This is a genomic window from Amycolatopsis sp. NPDC023774 (genome assembly GCF_040639695.1).
Classification (GTDB): Bacteria; Actinomycetota; Actinomycetes; order Mycobacteriales; family Pseudonocardiaceae; genus Amycolatopsis.
Map to the genome: position 1 here is coordinate 133,290 of NZ_JBFAAJ010000012.1, position 21,621 is coordinate 154,910.

18 protein-coding genes and 1 pseudogene are annotated in these 21,621 nt (G+C 70.4%); 12 read left to right on the forward strand and 7 right to left on the reverse strand.

The genetic code is table 11. From position 1 onward, the window contains the following. The first annotated feature begins 47 nt into the window (after positions 1–47). The 3 genes from AB0F91_RS24710 to AB0F91_RS24720 all read left to right on the forward strand — a co-directional run bounded on the left by AB0F91_RS24710 (position 48) and on the right by AB0F91_RS24720 (position 6,433). A complete protein-coding gene (locus tag AB0F91_RS24710) occupies positions 48–3,284 on the forward strand; it encodes a GH92 family glycosyl hydrolase (protein ID WP_360600885.1) in 3,237 nt (1,078 codons plus the stop codon). Between the two features lie 76 nt (positions 3,285–3,360). Next, positions 3,361–5,760 (forward strand): GH92 family glycosyl hydrolase, encoded by a 2,400-nt coding sequence (locus AB0F91_RS24715; protein ID WP_360600887.1) that lies wholly within the window; start codon positions 3,361–3,363, stop codon positions 5,758–5,760. A 301-nt stretch (positions 5,761–6,061) separates the two neighbouring features. Further along, the gene (locus tag AB0F91_RS24720; protein ID WP_360600889.1) at positions 6,062–6,433 is read left to right on the forward strand and encodes a DUF3817 domain-containing protein; all 372 of its coding nucleotides are present in this window, start codon (positions 6,062–6,064) and stop codon (positions 6,431–6,433) included. Positions 6,434–6,513: 80 nt separating this feature from the next. Here the strand turns inward: AB0F91_RS24720 and AB0F91_RS24725 are convergent, their stop codons facing one another. Then, on the reverse strand, positions 6,514–7,014 hold the full coding sequence (locus tag AB0F91_RS24725) for a MarR family transcriptional regulator (RefSeq protein ID WP_220237531.1): 501 nt from the start codon (positions 7,012–7,014) through the stop codon (positions 6,514–6,516). An 88-nt stretch (positions 7,015–7,102) separates the two neighbouring features. Here AB0F91_RS24725 and AB0F91_RS24730 point away from each other — a divergent pair, with 88 nt between their 5' ends. Beyond that, entirely contained in the window at positions 7,103–7,408 is a 306-nt protein-coding gene (locus AB0F91_RS24730; protein WP_360600891.1) for a thiamine-binding protein, read from the forward strand. A gap of 4 nt (positions 7,409–7,412) precedes the next feature. Here AB0F91_RS24730 and AB0F91_RS24735 read toward each other — a convergent pair whose 3' ends face one another. Then, positions 7,413–7,817, reverse strand: coding sequence for a hypothetical protein (locus AB0F91_RS24735; protein WP_360600893.1), 405 nt, complete (start codon positions 7,815–7,817; stop codon positions 7,413–7,415). Positions 7,818–7,982: 165 nt separating this feature from the next. Here AB0F91_RS24735 and AB0F91_RS24740 point away from each other — a divergent pair, with 165 nt between their 5' ends. Further along, the gene (locus AB0F91_RS24740) at positions 7,983–8,912 is read left to right on the forward strand and encodes a tetratricopeptide repeat protein (protein ID WP_360600895.1); all 930 of its coding nucleotides are present in this window, start codon (positions 7,983–7,985) and stop codon (positions 8,910–8,912) included. A 138-nt stretch (positions 8,913–9,050) separates the two neighbouring features. Here AB0F91_RS24740 and AB0F91_RS24745 read toward each other — a convergent pair whose 3' ends face one another. Beyond that, positions 9,051–10,475: a neutral zinc metallopeptidase gene (locus AB0F91_RS24745; RefSeq protein ID WP_360601071.1), complete on the reverse strand. Its 1,425-nt coding sequence runs from the start codon at positions 10,473–10,475 to the stop codon at positions 9,051–9,053. A 98-nt stretch (positions 10,476–10,573) separates the two neighbouring features. Between AB0F91_RS24745 and glgP the strand changes: the two genes are divergently transcribed. Both glgP and AB0F91_RS24755 read left to right on the forward strand, forming a co-directional pair. Beyond that, positions 10,574–13,117, forward strand: coding sequence for an alpha-glucan family phosphorylase (gene glgP, locus AB0F91_RS24750; protein ID WP_360600897.1), 2,544 nt, complete (start codon positions 10,574–10,576; stop codon positions 13,115–13,117). 2 nt (positions 13,118–13,119) lie between these two features. Next, a pseudogene (locus AB0F91_RS24755) lies at positions 13,120–13,566 on the forward strand (GNAT family N-acetyltransferase); the annotation flags it as partial. Between the two features lie 28 nt (positions 13,567–13,594). Here AB0F91_RS24755 and AB0F91_RS24760 read toward each other — a convergent pair. Together AB0F91_RS24760 and AB0F91_RS24765 are read right to left on the reverse strand one after the other, a co-directional pair. Then, positions 13,595–13,990, reverse strand: a complete 396-nt coding sequence (locus tag AB0F91_RS24760) for a rhodanese-like domain-containing protein (RefSeq protein WP_360600899.1) — start codon at positions 13,988–13,990, stop codon at positions 13,595–13,597. After that, complete coding sequence (locus AB0F91_RS24765; protein ID WP_360600901.1) at positions 13,987–14,532, reverse strand: cysteine dioxygenase family protein; 546 nt, start codon at positions 14,530–14,532, stop codon at positions 13,987–13,989. The genes AB0F91_RS24760 and AB0F91_RS24765 overlap by 4 nt, the downstream gene beginning before the upstream one ends. Positions 14,533–14,860: 328 nt before the next feature. Here AB0F91_RS24765 and AB0F91_RS24770 point away from each other — a divergent pair, with 328 nt between their 5' ends. Genes AB0F91_RS24770 through AB0F91_RS24790 form a run of 5 tightly spaced genes read left to right on the forward strand, consistent with a single transcriptional unit; the run spans position 14,861 to position 19,490 of the window. Then, complete coding sequence (locus AB0F91_RS24770; RefSeq protein WP_360600903.1) at positions 14,861–15,673, forward strand: ABC transporter ATP-binding protein; 813 nt, start codon at positions 14,861–14,863, stop codon at positions 15,671–15,673. A gap of 55 nt (positions 15,674–15,728) precedes the next feature. After that, the gene (locus AB0F91_RS24775) at positions 15,729–16,508 is read left to right on the forward strand and encodes an enoyl-CoA hydratase-related protein (RefSeq protein ID WP_360600905.1); all 780 of its coding nucleotides are present in this window, start codon (positions 15,729–15,731) and stop codon (positions 16,506–16,508) included. Next, a complete protein-coding gene (locus tag AB0F91_RS24780; protein ID WP_360600907.1) occupies positions 16,505–17,470 on the forward strand; it encodes a class I SAM-dependent methyltransferase in 966 nt (321 codons plus the stop codon). Before AB0F91_RS24775 ends, AB0F91_RS24780 begins: the two co-directional genes overlap by 4 nt. Before the next feature lies 1 nt (position 17,471). Then, entirely contained in the window at positions 17,472–18,695 is a 1,224-nt protein-coding gene (locus AB0F91_RS24785; RefSeq protein WP_360600909.1) for a class I SAM-dependent methyltransferase, read from the forward strand. A 33-nt stretch (positions 18,696–18,728) separates the two neighbouring features. Next, positions 18,729–19,490, forward strand: coding sequence for an HAD family acid phosphatase (locus AB0F91_RS24790; RefSeq protein WP_360600911.1), 762 nt, complete (start codon positions 18,729–18,731; stop codon positions 19,488–19,490). Positions 19,491–20,384: 894 nt separating this feature from the next. Here the strand turns inward: AB0F91_RS24790 and AB0F91_RS24795 are convergent. Together AB0F91_RS24795 and AB0F91_RS24800 are read right to left on the reverse strand one after the other, a co-directional pair. After that, entirely contained in the window at positions 20,385–20,780 is a 396-nt protein-coding gene (locus AB0F91_RS24795; RefSeq protein WP_360600913.1) for an MmcQ/YjbR family DNA-binding protein, read from the reverse strand. Positions 20,781–20,989: 209 nt separating this feature from the next. Further along, positions 20,990–21,619: a class I SAM-dependent methyltransferase gene (locus AB0F91_RS24800; RefSeq protein WP_360600915.1), complete on the reverse strand. Its 630-nt coding sequence runs from the start codon at positions 21,617–21,619 to the stop codon at positions 20,990–20,992. Positions 21,620–21,621 lie beyond the last annotated feature (2 nt).

Below are 21,621 nucleotides of genomic sequence, written 5' to 3' on the forward strand. Positions count from 1 at the left end.
TCCTCCGCGGCCCTGACGGCCGAGTCGCGCCGACGACTGGAGAGGCGATGGCGATGGCGCGAGCGCGCTGGAGAGCCGGACTGATCTTCCTGACCACGGCGGTGGTGGCGGCGGTCGCGCCGGCCACCGCGGCTGTGGCCGCGAAAGCCCCGGACACTGATTTCGCGAAGTGGGTGAACCCCTTCGTCGGCACGCGGCCGGGCGGTGAGGACCACGGCACGGGTGGCGGTGCCGGCAACACGTTCCCGGGCGTGGTGGCGCCGTTCGGGATGGTGCAGTGGAGCCCGGACACGGTGAAGTCGCAACCGGGCGGCTACTTCTACGACGACAACGCCCTCGCGGGCTTCAGCCTCACGCACCTCTCGGGTGCCGGCTGCTCGACCTACGAGGACATCCCCTTCATCCCGTACGTCGGCGAGGTCAGCACCTCGCCCGCGACGGACCCGGGCCACTACACGTCGAAATTCAGCCACGACAACGAGCACGCCACGGCGGGCGAGTACGACGTCACCCTCGACAGCGGCGCGAAGGTCGAGCTGAGCGCGACTCAGCGCACCGGCTCCGCGCGCCTGACCTACCCCGCCGGCGCGTCCTCGACGCTGCTGGTCAACACGTCCGGCTCGGTCAACGGCACCGACGACGCGTCGATCACCATCGGCAAGGACACCATCAGCGGCTGGGCGACCAGCGGCCGCTTCTGCGGCGCGCAGAACACCTACCGCGTGTACTTCTCGGCCAAGTTCGACACCCCGTTCGCCTCGATCGGCACGTGGAAGAACGGCGCGGTGACGCCCGGCAAGACGTCGGAGACCGGCGGGGCCCGCGCGAAGGTGGCGCAGCCGAACGGCGTGAACGCCTCGATCGCGCGCCCGGCCAGGGCCAAGACGCAGGACACCACCGTGAGCGGCCCCGGCAGCGGCGGCTACGTGACGTTCGCGAACCTCAACGGCGCGCAGGTCAACGTGCAGGTCGGCCTGTCGTTCGTGTCCGTGGACGGCGCGAAGGCGAACCTGAAGGCCGAGAACAACGGCAAGAAGTCCTTCGACCAGATCGCGGCCGGCACGCGCAAGGCGTGGAACGACGAGCTCGGCAAGGTCGCCGTCAGCGGCGGCTCCGACGCGGACATGACCACGTTCTACACCTCGCTGTACCACTCGCTGATCCAGCCGAACGTGTTCTCCGACGTGGACGGTTCCTACCCCGGCTTCGACGGCCGGATCCACAAGGCGGACAAGGGCCACGCCATGTACACCAACTTCTCCGGCTGGGACATCTACCGCTCGGAGATCCCCCTGCTCGCCACGATCGACCCGGCCCGGACGTCGGACATCGTGCGCTCGATGATGGCCTACGCCGAGCAGGGCGGCTCGTGGGACCGCTGGACCGTGGCCAACGACTACACCGGCGTGATGAACGGCGACCCGTACCACATCATCGTCTCCAGCGCGTACGCCTTCGGCGCGCGTGACTTCGACGCCCAGAAGGCGTTGCTGCTGATGATCAAGGGTGCCACGCAGCCCACCCAGGGCTACACCGAGCGGCCGGGCCTCGCCGACTACCTGCGCCTCGGTTACGTGCCCGGAGCCGGCGCGGACACGCTCGAGTACACCAGCGCCGACTTCGCGATCGCGCAGTTCGCGAAGCGCCTCGGCGACAGCGCCACCTACACCACGTTCATGAAACGCGCGCAGAACTGGCAGAACCTTTTCAACCCGGGCACCGGCCACCTGCAGCCGCGCAACGCCGACGGCTCCTTCGCCGGCACGTACGACCCGGCCAGCTCGCAGGGTTGGGTCGAGGGCAACGGCGCGCAGTACGAGTGGATGGTGCCCTACGACCTCGGCGGCGTCGTCTCCGCGTTCGGTGGCGACACGGCGACCCAGTCGCGGCTGGACACCTTCTTCACGCAGCTGAACGCGGGCACGCAGGAGCCGTTCGCCTTCATGGGCAACGAACCGAACTCCAACGCGCCCTACGCCTACTCGTACGCGGGCGCCCCGGCCAAGACCCAGGCCATCGTGCACCGATCGATGGACGAGCTCTACAACCCGCGTCCCGAGGGCCTGATCGGCAACGACGACCTCGGCCAGATGTCGGCCTGGTACGTGTGGTCCGCGCTGGGCGTCTACCCGGAGATCCCGGGCCGCGCCGAGGTGCTGCTGTCCACGCCGCGCTTCGAGCACGCCGTGCTCACGACCGGCGCGGGCAAGAAGATCACGATCAACGCACCGGGCGCCGGTGACTACGTCGGCTCGTTGAAGGTCAACGGTGGCGACGCCGCGAAGGCATGGCTGCCCGAGGCCCTGATCTCGACCGGCGGCACGCTCGACTTCACCCGCTCCGCCACGGCCACCCAGTGGGGCGCCGCGGCGGCCGACGCCCCGCCGTCGTTCCGCGAGCAGGAGAAGCCGAGTCTCGCGTTCGCGAACCCGGCCCGAGTGGTCACCCCGGCGGGCTCGGCCGCGACGGCGAGCGTCGGCGTGCAGGACCTGTCCGGCACCGCGAAGACGTGGACCTACACCGCGGGCAGCGCCGACGGCATCACGCTGTCGCCGGCGTCGGGCTCGGTCGCCGTGCCCGCCAACGGCAAGGCACAGGCCACGGTCAACGTCACCGTGCCCGCGGGCACCGCCGACGGCGCCCGCCGCATCCCGGTCACGTTCTCCGCGCCGGGGCTGGCGAGCACCGAGGCCGTGCTCACGGTGCTCGTGGCGCAGCCGGGCAGCTGGCTGGCCACAGTGGACAACGCCGGCATCTCGCCCGACTCCGACTCGACGAAGGCCAACTTCGACGGCGGTGGCTGGAGCTACTCGGCCGACGCGCTGGCCGCGGCCGGCGCCAAGCCGGGCGGCACGGTGACAAGCGACGGGCTGAACTTCACCTGGCCCTCGTTCCCGGCGGGCGACCCCGACAACGTCGTGGCAGGAGGCCAGAAGGTGACCGTGACCGGCTCGGGCCGGCTCGCGCTGCTCGGCGCCGGCTCGAACGGCAACGCGCAGGGCACGCTCACGATCACCTACACCGACGGCACCACGTCCACCGCCACGGTCGGCGTGTCCGACTGGACGCTCGGTGGCGGCGGTGCGCAGCCGGCGTTCGGCAACCGGATCGTGCTGTCCACGCCGTACCGCAACGCGTCGGGCACCGACCCGCAGCAGATTCGCACGATGGTGTTCGGCACCGCGCCGATCACCCTCGACGCAGGAAAGACGGTGGCGAGCGTGACGTTGCCGTCGAACGTCAGCGGTGGCGCCATGCACATCTTCGCCATCGCCGTCGGCTGATCTTCGCCAGTCCGTGGTCCGTGGAGCGCTCCTCACCCGAGGAGCGCTCCACGGACCCGATTCCGGAGGGACCTCGATGAGGAGCAGAACACTGGCGGGCGCGGTCGCGCTCGCCGTCGTGGCGGCCGGCCTCACGCCGGTGACCGCCTCGGCCGGACCGGCCGACGCGCTGGAGTCCGTGAACACGTTCATCGGCACGCAGGACGAGGGCAACACGTTCCCCGGCGCTTCAGTGCCGTTCGGCATGACGCAGGTCAGTCCGCAAACGACCCACTACGCCGGGTACCTCTACACCGACACCGCGATCCGCGGCTTCGGCCACTTCTTCCTCTCCGGCGCGGGCTGCTGGGAGCAGGGCGGCCTGGTGTCCACGCTGCCGACCACGGGCGACGTCGGTCCGGGCGCGGCCTTCGACACGACCAAGCCCACCACGTTCGACAACGCCAATTACGCCGCGCCCTACACCCACGACGGCGAGGTCGGCAAACCCGGCTACTACAAGGTGCACCTCACGGGCTACGGCGGCGTCGACGTGGAGACCACGGCCTCGACCCGCAGCGGTGTCGAGCGCTACACGTTCGACAAGTCCGGTCCCGCCAACGTCTTCGTGAACGTCGGGCAGGCCAACGCCAAGGAACCCGTGACCGCCAGCAGCGTGCGGATCGTCGACGACCACACGATCTCCGGCACCGTCGAATCGCAGGCCTTCTGCGGCGGCAAGGCCTACACGACGTATTTCACGACCAAGTTCGACAAGCCGTTCTCCGGTTACGGCACCTGGTCGCCGACGGGTGGCACGCCCGGCAGCAGGTCCTCGGAAGGCGGTGCGGGCCTGCGTGGCGCGTGGCTGACCTTCCCGAAGGGCGACCAGATCACGGCCACCACGTCGATCTCCCAGGTGGACGCCCACGGCGCCGACGTGAACCTCGCCGCCTCGCGGGTGCGCCCGTTCGACGCCGTGAAGGCCGACGCGCAGCGCACCTGGCGCCAGGAACTGTCGAGTGTGGACATCACCGGCGGCACGCCCGACGAGCGCACCGTGTTCTACACGTCGCTCTACCACGCGTTCCTGCAGCCGCTCACCGCGAACGACGCCGATGGCCGCTACTACGGCTTCGACAAGAAGATCCACCGCGCGATCGGCTGGACGTACTACGACTTCTTCTCGCTGTGGGACACCTACCGCAGCCAGAACCAGCTCCTCGCACTGCTCAAGCCCGACCGGGCGCGCGACATCGCGAAGAGCATCCTCGCGATCCACGAGCAGGGCGGCTGGCTGCCGCGCTGGGCGTATGCGAGCCAGGAGACGAACACGATGACCGGCGACCCGGTCACGCCGTTTCTGGTCGACCTGTGGCGCTTCGGCGCGCTGAAGGGCGATGAAGTCGAGGCGTATGAGGCGCTGCTGCAGAACTCGCAGCAGATCCCGCCGGCGTCCTCGCCGTTCCAGGGCCGTTCGGGCAACGCGAGCTACCAGGCCGACGGCTTCGTGCAGTACGACCCGAACTTCCCGAAGAAGGGCCAGGACACCGACCCGAACCACGGCGCTTCGGCGACGCTCGAGTACGCGCTCGGTGACTGCTCGCTGTCGGCCATGGCCGCGGCGCTGGGCAAGAAGCAGGACGCGGCCGCGCTGGCCGCGAAGGGGCGCACGTACCAGACGCTGTGGGACCCGACCGTGACCGACCGCGGCTTCACCGGCTTCTTCCGCCCGAAGGTCGCCGGCGGCGACTGGTTCACGCCGGCGGGCCAGCCGTACAGCCCGCAGAGCCAGGACGGCTTCCACGAGGGCACCGCCTGGCAGTACCAGTGGCTCGTGCAGCAGGACGTGCCCGGCCTGGTGAAGGAGATGGGCGGCGCCGACAACGCCCACAAGCGCCTCGACGACTTCTTCGCCTACGACGACCTCGTGAAGGACCCGGCGAAGACCGTCCGGGAGGAGTGGGTCGTGGGGCCGTACTCCTACTACAACCAGTTCCGCTACAACCCCAACAACGAACCCGACCTGCACTCGCCGTGGATGTACACGCTCACCGGCCAGCCGTGGAAGACCTCCGCGGTGGTGCGCGCGGCCCACACGCTGTTCACGAACGCCCCGAACGGCGTCACGGGCAACGACGACCTCGGCACCATGTCGGCGTGGTACGTCTTCAGCGCGCTCGGCCTCTACCCGGCCGTACCCGGTACCGGGAACTTCGTGCTGAACGCGCCGCAATTCGCCAAGTCGGTGCTGCACCTGCAGAACGGGCGTTCGGTGACGATCAAGGCGCCGGGCGCCGACGGGGCGAAGCTCCAGTACATCCGCGGCCTGAAGGTGGGCGACGGGCGGCAGGCGCGGCCATCCGACAAGTCCTACGTGAGCGTCGAGCAGCTGCGGCGCGGGACCACACTGGACTTCACGCTGACCGCCGATGCCGCGCAGGCCACGTGGGCAACATCACCTTCGTCGGCACCGCCGTCACCTTGTGCCGGTTAGTGTCCGATTGAGAACTATCCGTGAGGGCTCTTTCCCGGAATGCGAGGCCGGGAAGGGGCCTTCACGGTTTTCCGGGCATTTCCCCGCCGTTTCCCACGGTGGTCCAGACCATATCTGGCGGGGGTCGTGAGGATAGTCACGGGCCCCGGTGTTTCGGTGAGGGTCATCACGCCTCACACTGGTGTCATACGCGTCCGACAGTGCTGTTGACGTCAAGCGGGTAGTCCCCCTTGGACAGTGCGCCGGACGCGTTTTTGTGTGTGCAGGCAGCACGCACCCGTGTGACGCACAGGAGGAAGTCGTGTCCAGCAAGGCCGCTCTCGTGTTCCGCGTGGCCGCAGTCGCCGAAGCCCTGTCCTGGGCCGCGTTGCTGATCGGGATGTTTCTCAAGTACGTCGTGCACTCCTCCGGTGAGGGCGGCGTGCCCGTCATCGGCATGGTCCACGGCGTGATCTTCGTGCTCTACGTCGTGGTCTCCCTGTCCGTCGCCAAGCCGCTCGGCTGGCGCCCGAAGACCCTGGTGCTCGCGCTGCTGTCCAGCATCCCGCCGCTGTTCACCTGGATCTTCGAGAAGTGGGCCCTGCGCAACGGCCGCCTCGACGGCCCGCAGCGCCTCACCCACGGCGGGGTCGGCCTGTTCGAGTCCCGCGTGCCGGAGACCGTGAACGCCTGAGTTCCCCGCTTTCGACGGGCCCGGACGACTCGTGTCGTGCGGGCCCGTTTCGCGTTTGCCCGGCTCGCGCGGTTTCGGCGTTATTCGGTGAAGTCGCCCGACGAGCGGCGGACCTTGGTGAGCAGGTCGGTGAGCTGCTCGACCTGCCGCTCGGTGAGCCCCGTGAGTCCGAAGTCGATGCCCGTCACCGCGGCCGTCGCGGCTTCGCGGCGCGCACGGCCGTCGTCGGTGATCTCGACCAGCGTGGTGCGGCGGTCGGTGGGGTGCGGCACGCGCTTCACGAGCCCGTCGCGCTCGAGGCGGTCCACTATGTTGGTGACACTGGTGGGGTGCAACTGCAGCCGTTCACCCATCACCCGCATCGGCAGCCGCGAGTTGCGGGCGAAGGTGAGCAGCACGAGCGCCTCGTAGCGCGCGAACGTGAGGCCGTGTGGCTTGAGCGAGCCGTCGACCGCCGACTGGATGATCTGTTGCACCCGCATCAGACCGGTGACCGCGGCCATGGTTCCGGCGGGACCGATCCGGTCCTCCCAGAGCTCGGCCGCACGGGCGATCGGGTCGAACGGCAGCGGTCGGTTCATGACAAACGAAGTTATCAGCGGGTACCCGGAAGACGGCGATCGCCCTGCTCGGGCCGCCTTTGTTTTCCCCTGACGAAAGGATCCCGACATGATCGTCGCGTTCAGCGTGAGCCCCTCCGGCGGCGACCCGGACGCCGGCGTGAGCGAGGCCGTCTCCCGCGCCGTGAAGGTCGTCCGCGACAGCGGGCTGCCGAATTCCACCAACGCGATGTTCACGAACGTCGAGGGCGAGTGGGACGAGGTGATGGCCGTCGTGAAGCAGGCCGTGCAAGCCGCGGGGCAGGGCTCGGCGCGCGTCGGCCTCGTCCTCAAGGCCGACATCCGCCCGGGCTACGACACGGGCCAGCTCACCGCGAAGGTCGATCGCGTGGAAGCGCACCTGCGCGAGGACTGAGCGCCTACGGCAGCGGCGGGGTGAACGCCACGGTCCACCGGCCTTCCTCCCTGGTCACCGCCAGGGAGTAGGTGAACCGCGACCCGTGGGTCACCCCGCTGACCACCGCGCGCGTCGGGGAGTGGTCGTCGGGGACGAGCCGCACGGCTATGTCGCGCACGTCCTCTTCGCCGAGCACGGCCACGTAGTCGTCGGCGAAGTCGGAGGCGCCCGAGCCCGGGTAGTCGAGCAGACCTTCGAGCGCGCCGGAGTCGCGGGCGACGAGGGCGCTGCGCAGCGAGTCACGCAGGGCGACGGGCGAGGGGGCGCCCGGGTCCGGCTGGTTCGCGATGAGCACCGTGATCGCCACGACCCACGCCACGCCCACCCCGACGGCCACCGCCACGGTGGCGTTGCGCCGGCTCAACATCACGGCCTCCCTGATCCATCCGCCGTGAGCATGCACGAGCCGGGCGCTCCTGCCAATCGCGACGCGGGCGCGCCACCCGGGCACCGGCGGTGAAATGTCCCCCCGCTCCGTGCCAGGATGGAGGGCGTGACACACCCACGCGGATCTGCAGCGAACTCAGCGGCCATGTCCGCCGCACTGTCCGGCGCGGTCGACCTGTCCGCGCTCAAGGCCCGGGCCGAAGCGTCCCGGAGCCAGCCCCCCGCGCCGCCCGCGGGTGCGGCGCCGGCCGGAGGCGGCGCGCCGCCGTCGGACGTCATCATGGATGTGACGGAAGCCACATTCCAGACCGACGTCGTCGAGCGCTCGCTCAACCAGCTGGTGCTCGTGGACCTGTGGGCCGACTGGTGCGGCCCGTGCAAGCAGCTCAGCCCCGTGCTGGAGCGCCTCGCCACCGAAGCGGCCGGTGCGTGGGTGCTCGCCCGCGTCGACGTCGACGCCAACCCTCGCATCGCGCAGCTGTTCGGTGCCCAGTCGATCCCGACCGTCGTCGCGATCGGCGGCGGCCAGCCCGTGGACGCGTTCTCCGGCGCCCTGCCGGAGCCCGAGATCCGCAAGTGGCTGAACGCGCTGCTCGACGCCCTACGCGACAAGCTCCCCGGCATCCGTGCCGCCGAGGAGGTCCGCGGCCCGATCGAGGAGCCCGAGGACCCGCGCTTCACCGAGGCCGAGGAAGCCTTCGAGCGGGGCGACTTCGCTGCCGCGCAGGCCGCCTACGAGCGCATCCTCGACGCCGAGCCCGCCAATGAGCTGGCCAAGAACGCCCTGGCCCAGGTCAAGTTCACCGCCCGCGCCGAAGCGGCCGACCCGGATGCCCGCACCAAGGCCGACGCCGACCCGTCGAACCTCGACGCCCAGCTTGCGGCCGCAGACCTGGAGATCGCGGAGCAGGACGTGGACGCCGCGTTCACCCGCCTGATCGACGCCGTCCGCCGCACCGCCGGAGACGACCGCAACCGCGTCCGCGAACACCTGGTCGCGCTGTTCGACCTCTTCGACCCGGCCGACGAGCGCGTGATGAAGGCCCGCCGCGACCTGGCGAGCGCCCTGTTCTGAGCCGTTCCACCACGAAGGCCCCCGATCCACGATCGGGGGCTTTCGTCGGGTTCTGACCCGCCAGGCGCGTTTCCAGCAGGCCGGGAAACTCCGTTCACGCTGATTTCCAGCCTGCGTGGAAAACCCGCCTCCGGATGCTCAGCCGTACTGCTTCGAGCAGACCGCGGAACCCTCGAGGTACCCCCGTCGCAGCGACTCGACCCGGTCGAAACCGCTGTCCGGCCGCTTGCCGTTCACGTCCGCCGACACCAGGCCCTCCGGACGCAGCAGGTCCGCGATCGCCTCGTCGAGGTCGCCGGCGGACAGGCGCAGCGAGCCGGGCCGGTTCGTGAACGCCGCCCAAGCCCCCACCAGACACGAAGTCCGCAGCCCGGCGTTCGGGTTGTCCAGCGACGCCCCCACGCCCTTCTGGATCCCCGTCGCGTAGCGCGACGCCACCTCCGCGAACGCTGCGAAGTCGCCCAGCCCCGTGCTCTGCTGCCCGGACGCCTCGGCTTCCTCGTCCACCGGCTGCGCCAGCGCCGTGAGCCGCGAAACGTCGATGTTCACCGTGTTGTCCGCGGGGCAGTAGGACGCGGGCGGGGTCGACGGCCCCCCCGGGCAGCTGCCGCCGCCCGGCACGATCGTCGGCGCCTTCACCCCCGCGCCACCGAACGCCGCATCGAGGCTCGCCTTCAGCAGCGTCAGCGTCTGCTCGGAGATCTTCGCGTCGCCCTTGCCGGTGTCCAAGCTGTCGAACGGCCGCTCCGTGAGCCGCGCCTGCACGTTCTGCGCGTTCATGCCCGCGCACTCCTTCGGGCCCTTCTCGAACCCGGACTGGAACGCGAACGTCCGGTCGAAGGCCGTGCCGTGCGCCTGCCGGTCGGTGGCGCCGGTGCCGGCCTGGTCGCGGATGAAAAACAGCGCGGCCATGATCTGGTCCAGGCCCTCGGCCGTGGACACCTGGTAGTACTTGCTCTTGCCCTCGGCGACCCAGCGGAAGTAACTGCCTGCGAAGCAGTCGGCCTGCTGCTCCTTCACCACGCTCGGCGTGCTCTTCGTGATGCCGGCCTTCGGCCCGAGCCGGTACTGGATCGCGTGGCCGAACTCGTGCGCCAGCACGGTGACCACCGACATCGGCCCGAAGCGCTGGCGCAGCATCGGCAGCAGCACGCCGCGGTCCCACGCCACCGAGTCGTCGGCCGAGCAGTAGAAGGCGTTGACGAGCTTCTTCACGCTGCCGCACGCCGTCTGCTCCGTGTCGGTGCGCGAGTCGTAGGACAGCAGCGACGTCACGGGCTTGAAATCCTGCCCGAAGTCGGTCGGCAGCGCCTCGCCCCAGTAGGCCTCGACGTCGGCGATCGCGGCGGTGGCCAGCTGGTCGTCCTGGCCGCCCTCGGCATTCTTCACGTTCAGGCCCGGCTTCGGCGCGCCGCGCTTCAGGCCGCTGTCGAAGTGGGTCACGGGCAGGCCCGCGACGTTGCCGGCCCCGGGCGTCACCGGCCCGGCCGAGCTGTCACCGCACGCCGCCGCGCCCAGCGCCGCCACCACCGCGAGCACCAGCAGCGCTCCCCCTCGCCTCATCACGCCCGGGACCCTACTAAGCGGGTGTGCCCGATGTGAGCGTTATCCCCGAACGGGCCATGCGCGCACCGCCCCCGGGCCCGATATGGTCGCTGACCATGCGTGCTGTCCGCCGGTTCACCGTCCGAGCCAGCCTGCCGGAATCGCTCGCGGGCCTTGGCGCGCTCGCGACGAATCTGCGCTGGACGTGGCACCCACCGACCCGCGACCTGTTCGCGTCGATGGACGCCGAGCTCTTCAACGCCATCCGCGACCCGTTGCGGATGCTCACCGCGCTGCCACCGGAGCGGCTCGAAGAGCTGGCCGTGGACGAGGACTTCCTGCGCCGCACCCACGAAGCCGCGGCGGGGCTGGAGCAGTACCTCACCGAACCGCGCTGGTACCAGCGGCGCACCGACGAGGGCCTGCCCGCGGCCGTCGCGTACTTCTCGATGGAGTTCGGCGTCACCGAGGCCTTGCCGAACTACTCGGGCGGCCTGGGCGTGCTCGCGGGTGACCACCTGAAGGCGGCTTCGGACCTCGGCGTGCCGATGGTCGGTGTGGGGTTGCTCTACCGGTCGGGCTACTTCCGCCAGAGCCTGTCGCTCGACGGGTGGCAGGTCGAGCACTACCCGGTGATCGACCCCAACGCGTTCCCGCTGGAGCTGGTGACCGACGGCGGGCAGGCGGTGCTCGTCGAGGTCGCCATGCCCGGCGGGCGCACGCTGCACGCGCAGATCTGGCGCGCTCGCGTGGGCCGCATCCCGTTGCTGCTGCTCGACACCGACATCGAGGCCAACGACGAGAACCTGCGCCCCGTCACCGACCGGCTGTACGGCGGCGACGCCGACCACCGCATCCGCCAGGAGATCCTCGCCGGCATCGGCGGCTTCCGGGCCGTGCGGAAGTTCTGCGAGCTCACCGGCCACCCGCAGCCGAACGTCTTCCACACCAACGAGGGCCACGCCGGGTTCCTCGGCCTCGAGCGCGCCCGCGAGATCATCCAGGCCGACCGCCTCGGCTTCGACGAGGCGCTCCCGGCCGTGCGCGCGGGCACGGTGTTCACCACCCACACGCCGGTGAGCGCCGGCATCGACCGGTTCCCCGTCGACCTCGTGCAGCGCTACTTCTCCGACGGCCGGCTGGTGCCCGACATCGACGTGCGCCGCGTGCTGCAGCTCGGCGCGGAGGACAACCCCGGCTTGTTCAACATGGCCCACATGGGACTGCGGCTCGCCCAGCGCGCCAACGGCGTCTCCGAGCTGCACGGCCGCGTCACCCGCCGCATGTTCTCCCGCCTGTGGCCCGGCTTCGACGACGACGAGGTGCCGGTTTCGTCCATCACCAACGGCGTGCACGGGCCCACGTGGGTCGCGCGCGAGCTGAGCGCGCTGCTGGGCGGCAACCACGACGAGTTCGGCCACGAGGGCCGCACGCCGAGCAGCTCGCTGCGTGACGGCGTCACCGACCAGCAGCTGTGGCAGCTGCGCCGCGAGCTGCGGGAGAAGCTCGTGGCCGAGGTGCGCCGGCGTGTGCGGGCGGCGTGGATGCAGCGTGGCGCTTCGGCGCTGGAGCTGGGCTGGACCGACGGGGTCTTCGACCCCGATGTGCTGACCGTCGGCTTCGCCCGCCGCGTGCCCACGTACAAGCGCCTCACGCTCATGCTGCGCGACCCCGACCGCCTGCGCGCTCTGCTGCTGGACGAGAAGCGCCCGATCCAGATCGTGATCGGCGGCAAGTCGCACCCCGCCGATGAGAACGGCAAGCAGCTCATCCAGCAGATCGTGCGGTTCGTGGACGACCCCGCCGTGCGCCACCGGATCGTCTTCCTGCCCGACTACGACATGTCCATGGCCCGCTACCTCTACCGCGGCTGCGACGTGTGGCTCAACAACCCCGTGCGACCGCTGGAGGCGTGCGGCACGTCGGGCATGAAGTCGGCGCTCAACGGCGGCCTGAACCTCTCCATCCGCGACGGCTGGTGGGACGAGTGCTACGACGGCTCCAACGGCTGGGCCATCCCCACCGCCGACGGCGTCACCGACCCGCTGCGCCGCGACGACCTCGAGGCCGCCGCGCTCTACGACTTGCTCGGCCAGCAGATCGCGCCGCTCTACTACGACACGGATTCCTCGGGCGTCCCCTCCGGCTGGCTGTCCATGGTCTGGCACACCTTGGAGACGCTCGGCCCGCGGGTGCAGGCGTCGCGCATGGTCCGCGAGTACGTGGACTCCGGCTACCTGCCCGCGTCGCGCATGGTCGCCGCCGCCATCGGCGACGGGTACGCCGGCGCGCTGTCGCTGGCCGACTACCGCACCAAGCTCGAGGTGTCGTGGCCCCGCGTGCGGATCTTCGACTCGGAGCTGCTCTACGACCACTCCGCCCGGCTTGTCGTCGGCACCGAGGTCACCGTTCGCGCCCGCATCGACCTCGCCGGCCTCGACCCGTCCGAAGTGGACATCCAGGTTGTCGTCGGGCAGGTCGGCGAGGGCGACGAGCTCACCGACACGGTCACGGTCCCCATGCGCGGCGACGGCATCGGCGCGTTCTCCGCCTCACTGCGCCTGCCCCGTGCCGGCTCGGTGGGCTACACGGTGCGGGTGCTGCCGAAACACCCGCTGCTGGCGAGCCCGGCGGAGCTGGCCCGCGTGGTCCTCGCCTGACGGTGGCGGACATCGAGGTCCGCCCGGCGCGTCCCGCCGAGTTCGAGGCCGTCGCCCGGTTGCGGTGGCGGTGGGTGGCGGAGCGGGACGGCCTGCCCGACGAGGAGCGGGCCGCGTTCGTGCGCGAGTTCGCGGCGTGGGCGCGGGACAACGCGGCCACGCACCGGTGCCTGGTCCTGGTGCGTGCAGGCGCCGTGGTCGGGATGGCGTTCCTCGCGATCACGGCGCGGGTGCCGACTCCACTCGCGTTCTCGCGGGCCTCGGGCGACGTGCAGTGCGTGTACGTGGTGCCGGAGGCCCGCGACGGCGGGCTGGGTGGGCTGCTGATCGACGCGACCCTGCGCCTGGCCGCGGAACTCGGCTTGGAGCGCGTCACCGTGCATTCGTCGGAGCGAGCCGTGCCGGCCTACGAACGGCACGGCTTCGCGGTGTCACCACTGCTGTTGCAGACCAGGCCGGAGCCGACCGGAACCGCCGTCACGGCACCGCCGGGGACCCACCCTCCACCACAGGCAACCCCTCTGCCGCCCACGCCCGGAACCCACCCGCGAGATCCGTAGCGTTCTTCAACCCCAACCGCTGCAGATCCGCCGCGGCCAGGCTCGACGAGTAGCCCTCGTTGCACACGACGATCGCTGTCGTGGCGGTGGTCACACCCGGCAGCCGCCACTCGCTGTCCGGGGCGAGCCGCCACTCCAGGTGGATCCGCTCGACGACCACGGCGCCGGGGATCTCGCCCTCGGCGGCGCGGTTGGCGTGCGGCCGGATGTCCACGATCAGCGCGCCTTCGGCCTGCAGTGCGGCCGCGCGAGCCGGCCGAACCCGGTCCAGGGAGGACCGGGCGCCGGCGAGGAAGTCGTCGATCGAGCTCATCGGCCGAGTATGACCGGCAGCGGCGGGATTTCGCCGGGCACGTCGGCCAGCGTCGCGAATTCGCGCGTGGGCACCAGCGGCGGCGAGTACGCGTGGACGCTCGCGGCCGGCTCGTCACCGAGGCCGGTGACCTGGTGCGCGCGTCCGGCGCCGAAGCCGAGGCCCTCGCCCGCCTTGTGCGTGCGGCGCCGGATCGGGCCGCCGGGATAGCGGTATTTCTCGCCCAGCTCGCCGTGCAGCACGGTGAACGAGCCGGCCGCGCCGCCGTGGTCGTGGGGCTTCGTCTGCTGGCCGGGCAGCCACGACAGCAGCCACAGCTCCAGCCCGTCGGTGAGCGCGAGCCGCGCCCACCAGCGGCTCTCCTCGTCGAAGCGCAACACCTCGCGCAGGCTGGAGGCGAGTTCGGTGGTCACGGTCTTGGTGAGGTCGGCCAGCTCACGCGGCGTCCACAGCAGGCGTTCGGGCTGCAGCAGCCGCGCCAGCAGGGGATCGGTCAGACGGGGGTGGATCTCGAAGTCGGGACGGGTGATCGACGTGGTCAACGCGGGTGCTCCTCAAGCAGTCGTGACGGCTGGCAAAACGGCGCAGCGCGGCACGAAACCCGCGGTTCAGCAGGCGCGCCGCGCTCGCGTACACCCGCACGAGGCCACGAGGAGCAGGTCGATCGTGCGCCGGCGCCAGAACGAGCCCCGGGCTGCGGGGACGGCGGCGGACGCGGACCTGGACACGGCACCGATCGTGCCACAGCCCGCGGTTTGTACGCTGCTTCGTCCCATCCGCTGGACGCCGTCGCGGGGTCACACGCGCGTGGGTGCGTTGTCAACCCCGGGCGGGTGCGGACGCGCGCGCGTGGACGGCCACAATGGGCTCGTGAGCGAGCCGATCCTGCCCAGCGACCTAAACGACCTCGTGGTGCGGATGTCCGGTGTCGGCGTCCGCCGCAGCGGAAACGACCTTCTCGCGGACCTCGACTGGAGCGTCGAACTCGACGAACGGTGGGTCGTGCTCGGGCCCAACGGCGCGGGCAAGACGACCCTGCTGCGGCTGGCCGCCGCGGAACTGCACCCCACGGCCGGCACCGTCGACCTGCTCGGCGACCGCATCGGCCGCGTGAACATCTTCGACCTGCGCCCCCGCATCGGGTTCACCTCCGCCGCCATCGCCCAGCGCATCCCCGGCGACGAGCGCGTGGAAGACGTGGTGGTGAGCGCCGGCTACGCCGTGATGGGCCGCTGGCGCGAGGCCTACGACAGCCTCGACCTCAACCGCGCCGCCGAGCTGCTGGGCACGCTCGGCATCGCGCACATGGCGAAGCGCACGTTCGGCACGCTGTCGGAAGGCGAGCGCAAGCGCGTGCTGATCGCGCGTTCGCTGATGACCGACCCGGAGCTGCTGCTGCTCGACGAGCCGGCGGCGGGTCTGGACCTGGGCGGGCGCGAGGACCTCGTGGCGCGGCTGTCCGACCTCGCGATGGACCCGGACGCGCCGGCCATGGTCCTCGTCACCCACCACGTCGAGGAGATCCCGCCGGGCTTCACCCACGCGTTGCTGCTGCGCGACGGGCACGCCGTGGTCTCGGGCCTGATGGACGACGTGATCACGAGTGAGAACCTGTCGAAGACCTTCGATCAGGACCTGGTGCTGCAGCGTTCGGGCGAGCGGTTCTTCGCCCGGCGCCGGTAAGTTCGGGCGTACCGGCCGGTAGCCTGCCGGCATCCGTCAACGAGGAGGAAGTCGCGTGGGAGAGTTCGTAAACCTCGAGGTCGAGAACGGCGTCGGCACGATCCGCCTGAACCGGCCGCCGGTCAACGCGATCAACAACCAGCTGCAGACCGAGCTGGCTGAGGCCGCGCGCGAGGCTTCGAACCGTGAAGACGTGCGTGCGGTGATCCTCTACGGCGGCGAGAAGACCTTCGCCGGCGGCGCGGACATCAAGGAGATGGCCGACCGCACCTACCCGCAGATCTCGAAGTTCGGGGCCGAGCTCACCGCGGCGTGCTCGCTCGTCGCGGCCATCCCGAAGCCGGTCGTCGCCGCCATCACCGGCTACGCCCTCGGCGGCGGCCTGGAGCTGGCGCTCACCGCCGACTGGCGCGTGGCGGGCGACAACGTGAAGGTCGGCCAGCCGGAGATCCAGCTCGGCATCATCCCGGGCGCCGGCGGTACGCAGCGGCTTTCGCGCCTGATCGGCCCGAGCAAGGCCAAGGACCTCATCTACACCGGCCGGTTCGTCAAGGCCGACGAAGCGCTGAAGCTCGGCATCGTCGACGAGGTCGTCGCGCCGGACGACGTCTACGCCGCCGCGCACAAGTGGGCCGCGCAGTTCGTGAACGGCCCGGCCGTGGCGCTCAAGGCCGCGAAGACCGCCATCGACTCGGGCCTCGACGTCGACCTGGCCACCGGCCTGAAGATCGAGACGCAGCTGTTCACGGCGCTGTGGGCCACCGAGGACCAGAAGAACGGCATGAAGTCCTTCGTCGAGAACGGCCCCGGCAAGGCCACTTTCGAGGGGAAGTGACGGCTGTGACCGACCCGGCCCCGAACCCGCACGCCACGGCCGACGAGGTCAAGGCGGCCTACGACGACCCGAAGCTCGCCAACGTGCTCTACCACGACTGGGAAGCCGGGACGTACGACGAGAAGTGGTCGATCTCGTACGACGAGCGCTGCATCTCCTACGCCACCGACGTGTTCAACGCGGTCGCGGGTGAAGACGGCCAGCCCTACACCCACGCGATGGAGCTGGGCAGCGGCACCGGGTTCTTCCTGCTGAACCTCATGCAGGGCGGCGTCGCGAAGAAGGGTTCGGTCACGGACCTCTCGCCGGGCATGGTGCAGGTGGCGCTGCGCAACGCGGAGAAGCTGGGCCTCGACGTCGACGGCCGAGTGGCCGACGCGGAGCGGATCCCTTACGAGGACAACACCTTCGACCTCGTGGTGGGGCACGCCGTGCTGCACCACATCCCGGACGTGCGCCAGGCGTTCGGCGAGGTGCTGCGCGTGCTGAAGCCCGGTGGGCGGTTCGTCTTCGCGGGTGAGCCGACCAAGGTCGGCGACTTCTACGCGCGCAAGCTGGGCCAGATCACCTGGTACCTCACCACGCGGGTCACGAAGCTGCCCGCGTTGAACGGCTGGCGGCGCCCGCAGTCCGAACTGGACGAATCGTCGCGTGCGGCGGCCTTGGAAGCCGTGGTGGACATCCACACCTTCGACCCGTCGGAGCTCGAGGGGATGGCGCGGGGCGCCGGTGCGCAGGACGTGCGCGCGGTGACCGACGAGTTCTCGGCCGCATTGGCCGGGTGGCCGATCCGGACGTTCGAGGCCGCGGTGCCTCAGGAGAAGCTCACGGTGCGGTGGCGCCTGTTCGCCTACCACTTGTGGCTGCGGTTGTCCGCTTTGGACAAGAAGGTGCTTTCGAAGGTGCTGCCGCGCGAGCTCTTCTACAACGTGATGATCACCGGGACCAAGCGGCCTTCCTGAGTTGGCCTACGGTTTCTCGCTCGACGACGTCGCCTTCCTGTGTTCCGCCGCGGGACGGGCGGCGCTCGCCGACTGCGCGGCCCTGCCGCTGACGGACGCCTCCCGCATCACCGACGTCGCCGCGGCGCGGCGCTCGGTAGGGGAGCGGTTCGCCGCGGCGGTGCTGGAAACGGTGGTGCTGCGGCAGAAGGCGACTCTGAAGCTCGCGGACGCCGACTCGTGGCTGCTCACCGGCGACGCTCTGCAACAGGCGAGCGCGACGGCGGTGGCGCGGCACCGGGCTTCCCGGTTGGCCGGCCGCGCTGTGCACGACGTGACGTGTTCCGTCGGCGCCGACTTGGTCGAGCTGGCGCGGGTCGCGTCGCGGGCGCTGGGGTCCGATGTGGACCGCGTGCGGCTGGAGATGGCGCGGCACAATGCCTCCGCCGCTTCGGTTTCGGTCGGCGTGGTGCAGGCCGACGCTCTGCGCCCCGTCAGCCGGGAGACGGTCGTGGTCGCCGACCCGGCCCGTCGCGACTCGGCCGGGCGACGCACGTGGAAACCGGCGGACTTCCTGCCGCCGCTGGACGAGCTCGTCGACGCTTATACCGGACGCGCCTTGTCGGTGAAGTGCGCACCGGGCCTCGATTTCGCCATCGCACCGTGGGCCGAGGAAGTGGAGCTGGTCTCCCTCGACGGTCAGGTTCGCGAAGCCTGTCTCTGGCGTGGCTTGGAGACCGGCGTCTCCCGGCGCGCCACGGTGTTGCGTTCGGACGGTACCCAGTGGACGGTCACCGACACCGAACCGGACGACCTGCCTGGTTCGCCGCCGGGGGAGTGGCTGATCGACCCGGACGGCGCCGTCGTCCGCGCCGGGCTCGTCCGCCACTACGCGGCGCGCCACGGCCTGTGGCAACTGGACGAACGCATCGCCTACCTCACGGGTGACACCCCGCCGCCGGGCGTCCGCGCCTTCCGCGTGCTGGGACACGGCCCGTACAGCGAGAAAGCCCTGCGCGCCACACTGAAACGCCACGACGTCGGCCGCCTGGAAATTCTCGTCCGCGGTCTGGACATCGACCCGGACGCCTTGCGTCGCCGTCTGAAACCGCGCGGTAGCGCTGAGTCCACTGTGGTGCTCACGCGCATCGGCCGGTCGCCGGTGGCCTTCGTCTGCCGCGCTGAACGCATCCCTTCGGAGGGTTCTCCGGACGCTTCTGTTGGCGTAGATTTCGGGCGCACTTAACCGGAAGTTCACCCAGACATCGGAGGGGTCGCCGTGTCCCGTTTTCCCGCCCTGCTCAAGCTCGCCGCCGCCGCGGCGATCGGCGCCACCGTCGCGGGTGGTGCGACCGCGCTGGCCGGCTCCGACGACGTGACCGCCGCTCACGGCCGGGAGCCGGCGAACATCGGCCAGGTCAAGAACGACGTGAAGGCCTACTACGGCGACTACCTCGACGCGTCGGGCAAGCACCACTACTCCGACTCGAGCCGGTTCGTCACCGACACCAAACGCGTCGTGGCCGACGCGAAGCGCTACCTCACGCAGAAGCTCGGCAAGGTGAAGGACCCGGCGATCGTGCTCGACGTCGACGACACGTCCGAGGTCACCTACGGCTGGGAGGCCGACAACGACTTCGGGTTCGACCCGGTCAAGCAGCAGCAGGCGATCGACAACGGCACGTTCGTGGCCAACAAGCCCGTGCTGGAACTGGCGAACTGGGCCGCCCAGCGTGGCGTGAAGATCTACTTTCTGACGGGCCGCAGCACCCCGCAGGGCCCGCAGTCGCTGAAGAACCTGGCCAACGAGGGCTACCCGGCCCCGGCGGACGCGTTCTTCAAGCCGGCCGGCACGGCGCCGGACTACCTGCCGTGCGGCCTGACCTGCACTACGATCCAGTACAAGTCGGGCACCCGCGCCCACATTCAGGCGACGGGTGCCCACATCGTGCTGAACCTCGGGGACCAGTTCAGCGACCTCGAGGGCGGCTACGCAGAGCACCCGGTGAAGCTGCCGAACCCGATGTACTACCTGCCCTGACGGCGTAACCCGGCCTGGACGTCCTCCGTGGACACCCAGGCCGGGCCTCCGGTCAGCCGTTGTAGCCGGAGAAGGCCTTCGATAACTCGTAGGGCTGCTGGGAAACGTTGGTGCAGCGGTAAAGTGCGCCGTTGCAAGCGTTCGAGTCGCGGCCGGCTTCCTCTTCGCCCCTTGGTCGCCCGCGCCCTGGTAGTAGTCCATGGCCATGACGTTGACCAGGTCCAAGTCCACGCCCGCGGCCTTGGCGGCGTTGACGACACCGAGACCGTTGCTGTCGAGCCCGTTGGGCAGCACCGGCAGCGTCAGCGAGATCTTCAGGCCGGGGTTGTTGTTCTGCACCGTCTTGAGCGCCTGCGACCGCCGCTGGATCGACGCCGTGTCCGCGACCGCCGCAGCCTCGATGTCGATGTCGATGTACTTGAGGCCGTACGCCTTCGCCACCGCGTCATACTCGCCGCGAGCGACGACACACTGCTGCACGCCTGCGCCAGTTCGATCCCCGACGCACCCCCGAAGGACACCTTCACATCACCCCCGCCCGACCGGATCTTCGCGATTTCACTCGCCTGCCACGCCGACCGCGGGTCGTACGCGTTGAACCAGCTGGCCCTGCATCCGGCGCCCGTCACGAACCCGAGCGTGAACCCCTTCACCCCACCCTTCGACGACATCGTCGAGAGCACGGGCGTCGGCCACGCCCCCATATCCACATACGGCGCCACCGGCACCGGCGACCCGGCCGCCGCGGGCGCCGGCGCAGTTCCCGTACTTCGCCCGCGAGCTCCGCCTCGCCCGGCGGCATGTGCCAGCCGACTCTGCGCCTGCTCGGCTTCCCGATCGGCAGGACAAAGGAAAGATCTTGGGAACCGAATCCTTAAGGAGAGCTGGATAATGTCACTCGGTGCCGCGCTCCTCCAGGTACTGCTTCCCGACCATCTTCGGTACCCGGCAGAGCCACCCTTCGACGAGCGCCTCTTCGAGCGTCGGCAGATCGATCTCGGCCAGCCGTACGAGCACGGCCGGGTAGCCGTCGAAGTGCGGCGTGGTGAAGAAAACGCCCGGCTCGTCCGCCAGCAACGCCTCCTTCGCCCCAGCATCCGGAACCCGAACCGCCAGCACGTCACCCTCCGGCGCCGCGTCCCCGAGCGCGTCCAAGTCGGTCTTGCGCAAGGGTCGCTCCCATGCGTACGCCTTGCCCTTCACGCCCCACGACCGCGTATCCCTCTTGACGACGAGCTCCGTCCCCGGCAGCTGCGCCCCCAGTCGCGCCACGTCTTCCCAAGTCGCCATGTCGCCCAGGCTAACCCGGCCGCCCCCACGCGGCGCCGCTTTTTCGCTCGCCCACCAGCCATTCGCCACTCAATGGTGAACGTGGTCGCCACCGAACGGCGAACAGCGCGACCCGTCGCCACTGAACGGCGACAACCGACATCCACCGGTGAGAGTCCCGGCCGGACACCCGTCGCCACCGACCGGCAATCGGTACCCGGCCCAGGGATTCACCGCTTCCGCGCCACCAGCACGGTGTCGCGAATGGACACTTCGTGCCCGTCGATCTCGTGCGCCCGCTCCCGTGCGTCGGTGACCACGGACTCCCACGACTCGTCCAGCGTCGCAGCCACGTCCTCCGCCAGGAAGAACATGTCCGGCACGTTCGGCCGGTGCGCAGCGCCCTCCACGTCCGTCGGGTGGTGGCCGACGATGAGCAACGTCCCGCCCGGAGCCACCGCGTCCGCGAGCCGCGCGAAGATCGGGACGCGCTGGGCGGTCGGCAGGTGCAGGAAGTGCGACGTGACGAGGTCGTACTTCTCGTCCGGCACCCAGGTCGTGAGGTCGGTCGTCAGCCACCGGATCCGGTCGCCCACGCCCAGCTCGGCCGCCTGCGCCGCACCCCGGTCGAGGGCGGTGGCCGCGAAGTCCGCCGCCGTCACGCGCCAGCCGTTCTGCGCGAGCCACACCGCGTCGCCGCCTTCGCCGGAGCCGGCGTCGAGCGCGCTGCCGGGGCGCAGGTCGGCGGCCTCCGTCACGAGCTGCGCGTTGGGCCGCCCGCTCCAGATCGCGGGCTTCGACCGGTACCGCTCGTCCCAGGAATCCTGGTCGAACGGGACGTCTTCGTGCTGCTCAGCCATCG

What these genes read in the sequence shown, in the direction of transcription:
- AB0F91_RS24725 (WP_220237531.1), bottom strand. Translation starts at nt 7,014, where the DNA reads ATGAACCGACCGCTGCCGTTCGACCCGATCGCCCGTGCGGCCGAGCTC.
- AB0F91_RS24740 (WP_360600895.1), top strand. Translation starts at nt 7,983, where the DNA reads ATGTCCGCCGCACTGTCCGGCGCGGTCGACCTGTCCGCGCTCAAGGCC.
- AB0F91_RS24800 (WP_360600915.1), bottom strand. Translation starts at nt 21,619, where the DNA reads ATGGCTGAGCAGCACGAAGACGTCCCGTTCGACCAGGATTCCTGGGAC.
- AB0F91_RS24760 (WP_360600899.1), bottom strand. Translation starts at nt 13,990, where the DNA reads ATGAGCTCGATCGACGACTTCCTCGCCGGCGCCCGGTCCTCCCTGGAC.
- AB0F91_RS24745 (WP_360601071.1), bottom strand. Translation starts at nt 10,475, where the DNA reads ATGAGGCGAGGGGGAGCGCTGCTGGTGCTCGCGGTGGTGGCGGCGCTG.
- AB0F91_RS24730 (WP_360600891.1), top strand. Translation starts at nt 7,103, where the DNA reads ATGATCGTCGCGTTCAGCGTGAGCCCCTCCGGCGGCGACCCGGACGCC.
- AB0F91_RS24715 (WP_360600887.1), top strand. Translation starts at nt 3,361, where the DNA reads ATGAGGAGCAGAACACTGGCGGGCGCGGTCGCGCTCGCCGTCGTGGCG.
- AB0F91_RS24735 (WP_360600893.1), bottom strand. Translation starts at nt 7,817, where the DNA reads ATGTTGAGCCGGCGCAACGCCACCGTGGCGGTGGCCGTCGGGGTGGGC.
- glgP (WP_360600897.1), top strand. Translation starts at nt 10,574, where the DNA reads ATGCGTGCTGTCCGCCGGTTCACCGTCCGAGCCAGCCTGCCGGAATCG.
- AB0F91_RS24710 (WP_360600885.1), top strand. Translation starts at nt 48, where the DNA reads ATGGCGATGGCGCGAGCGCGCTGGAGAGCCGGACTGATCTTCCTGACC.
- AB0F91_RS24795 (WP_360600913.1), bottom strand. Translation starts at nt 20,780, where the DNA reads ATGGCGACTTGGGAAGACGTGGCGCGACTGGGGGCGCAGCTGCCGGGG.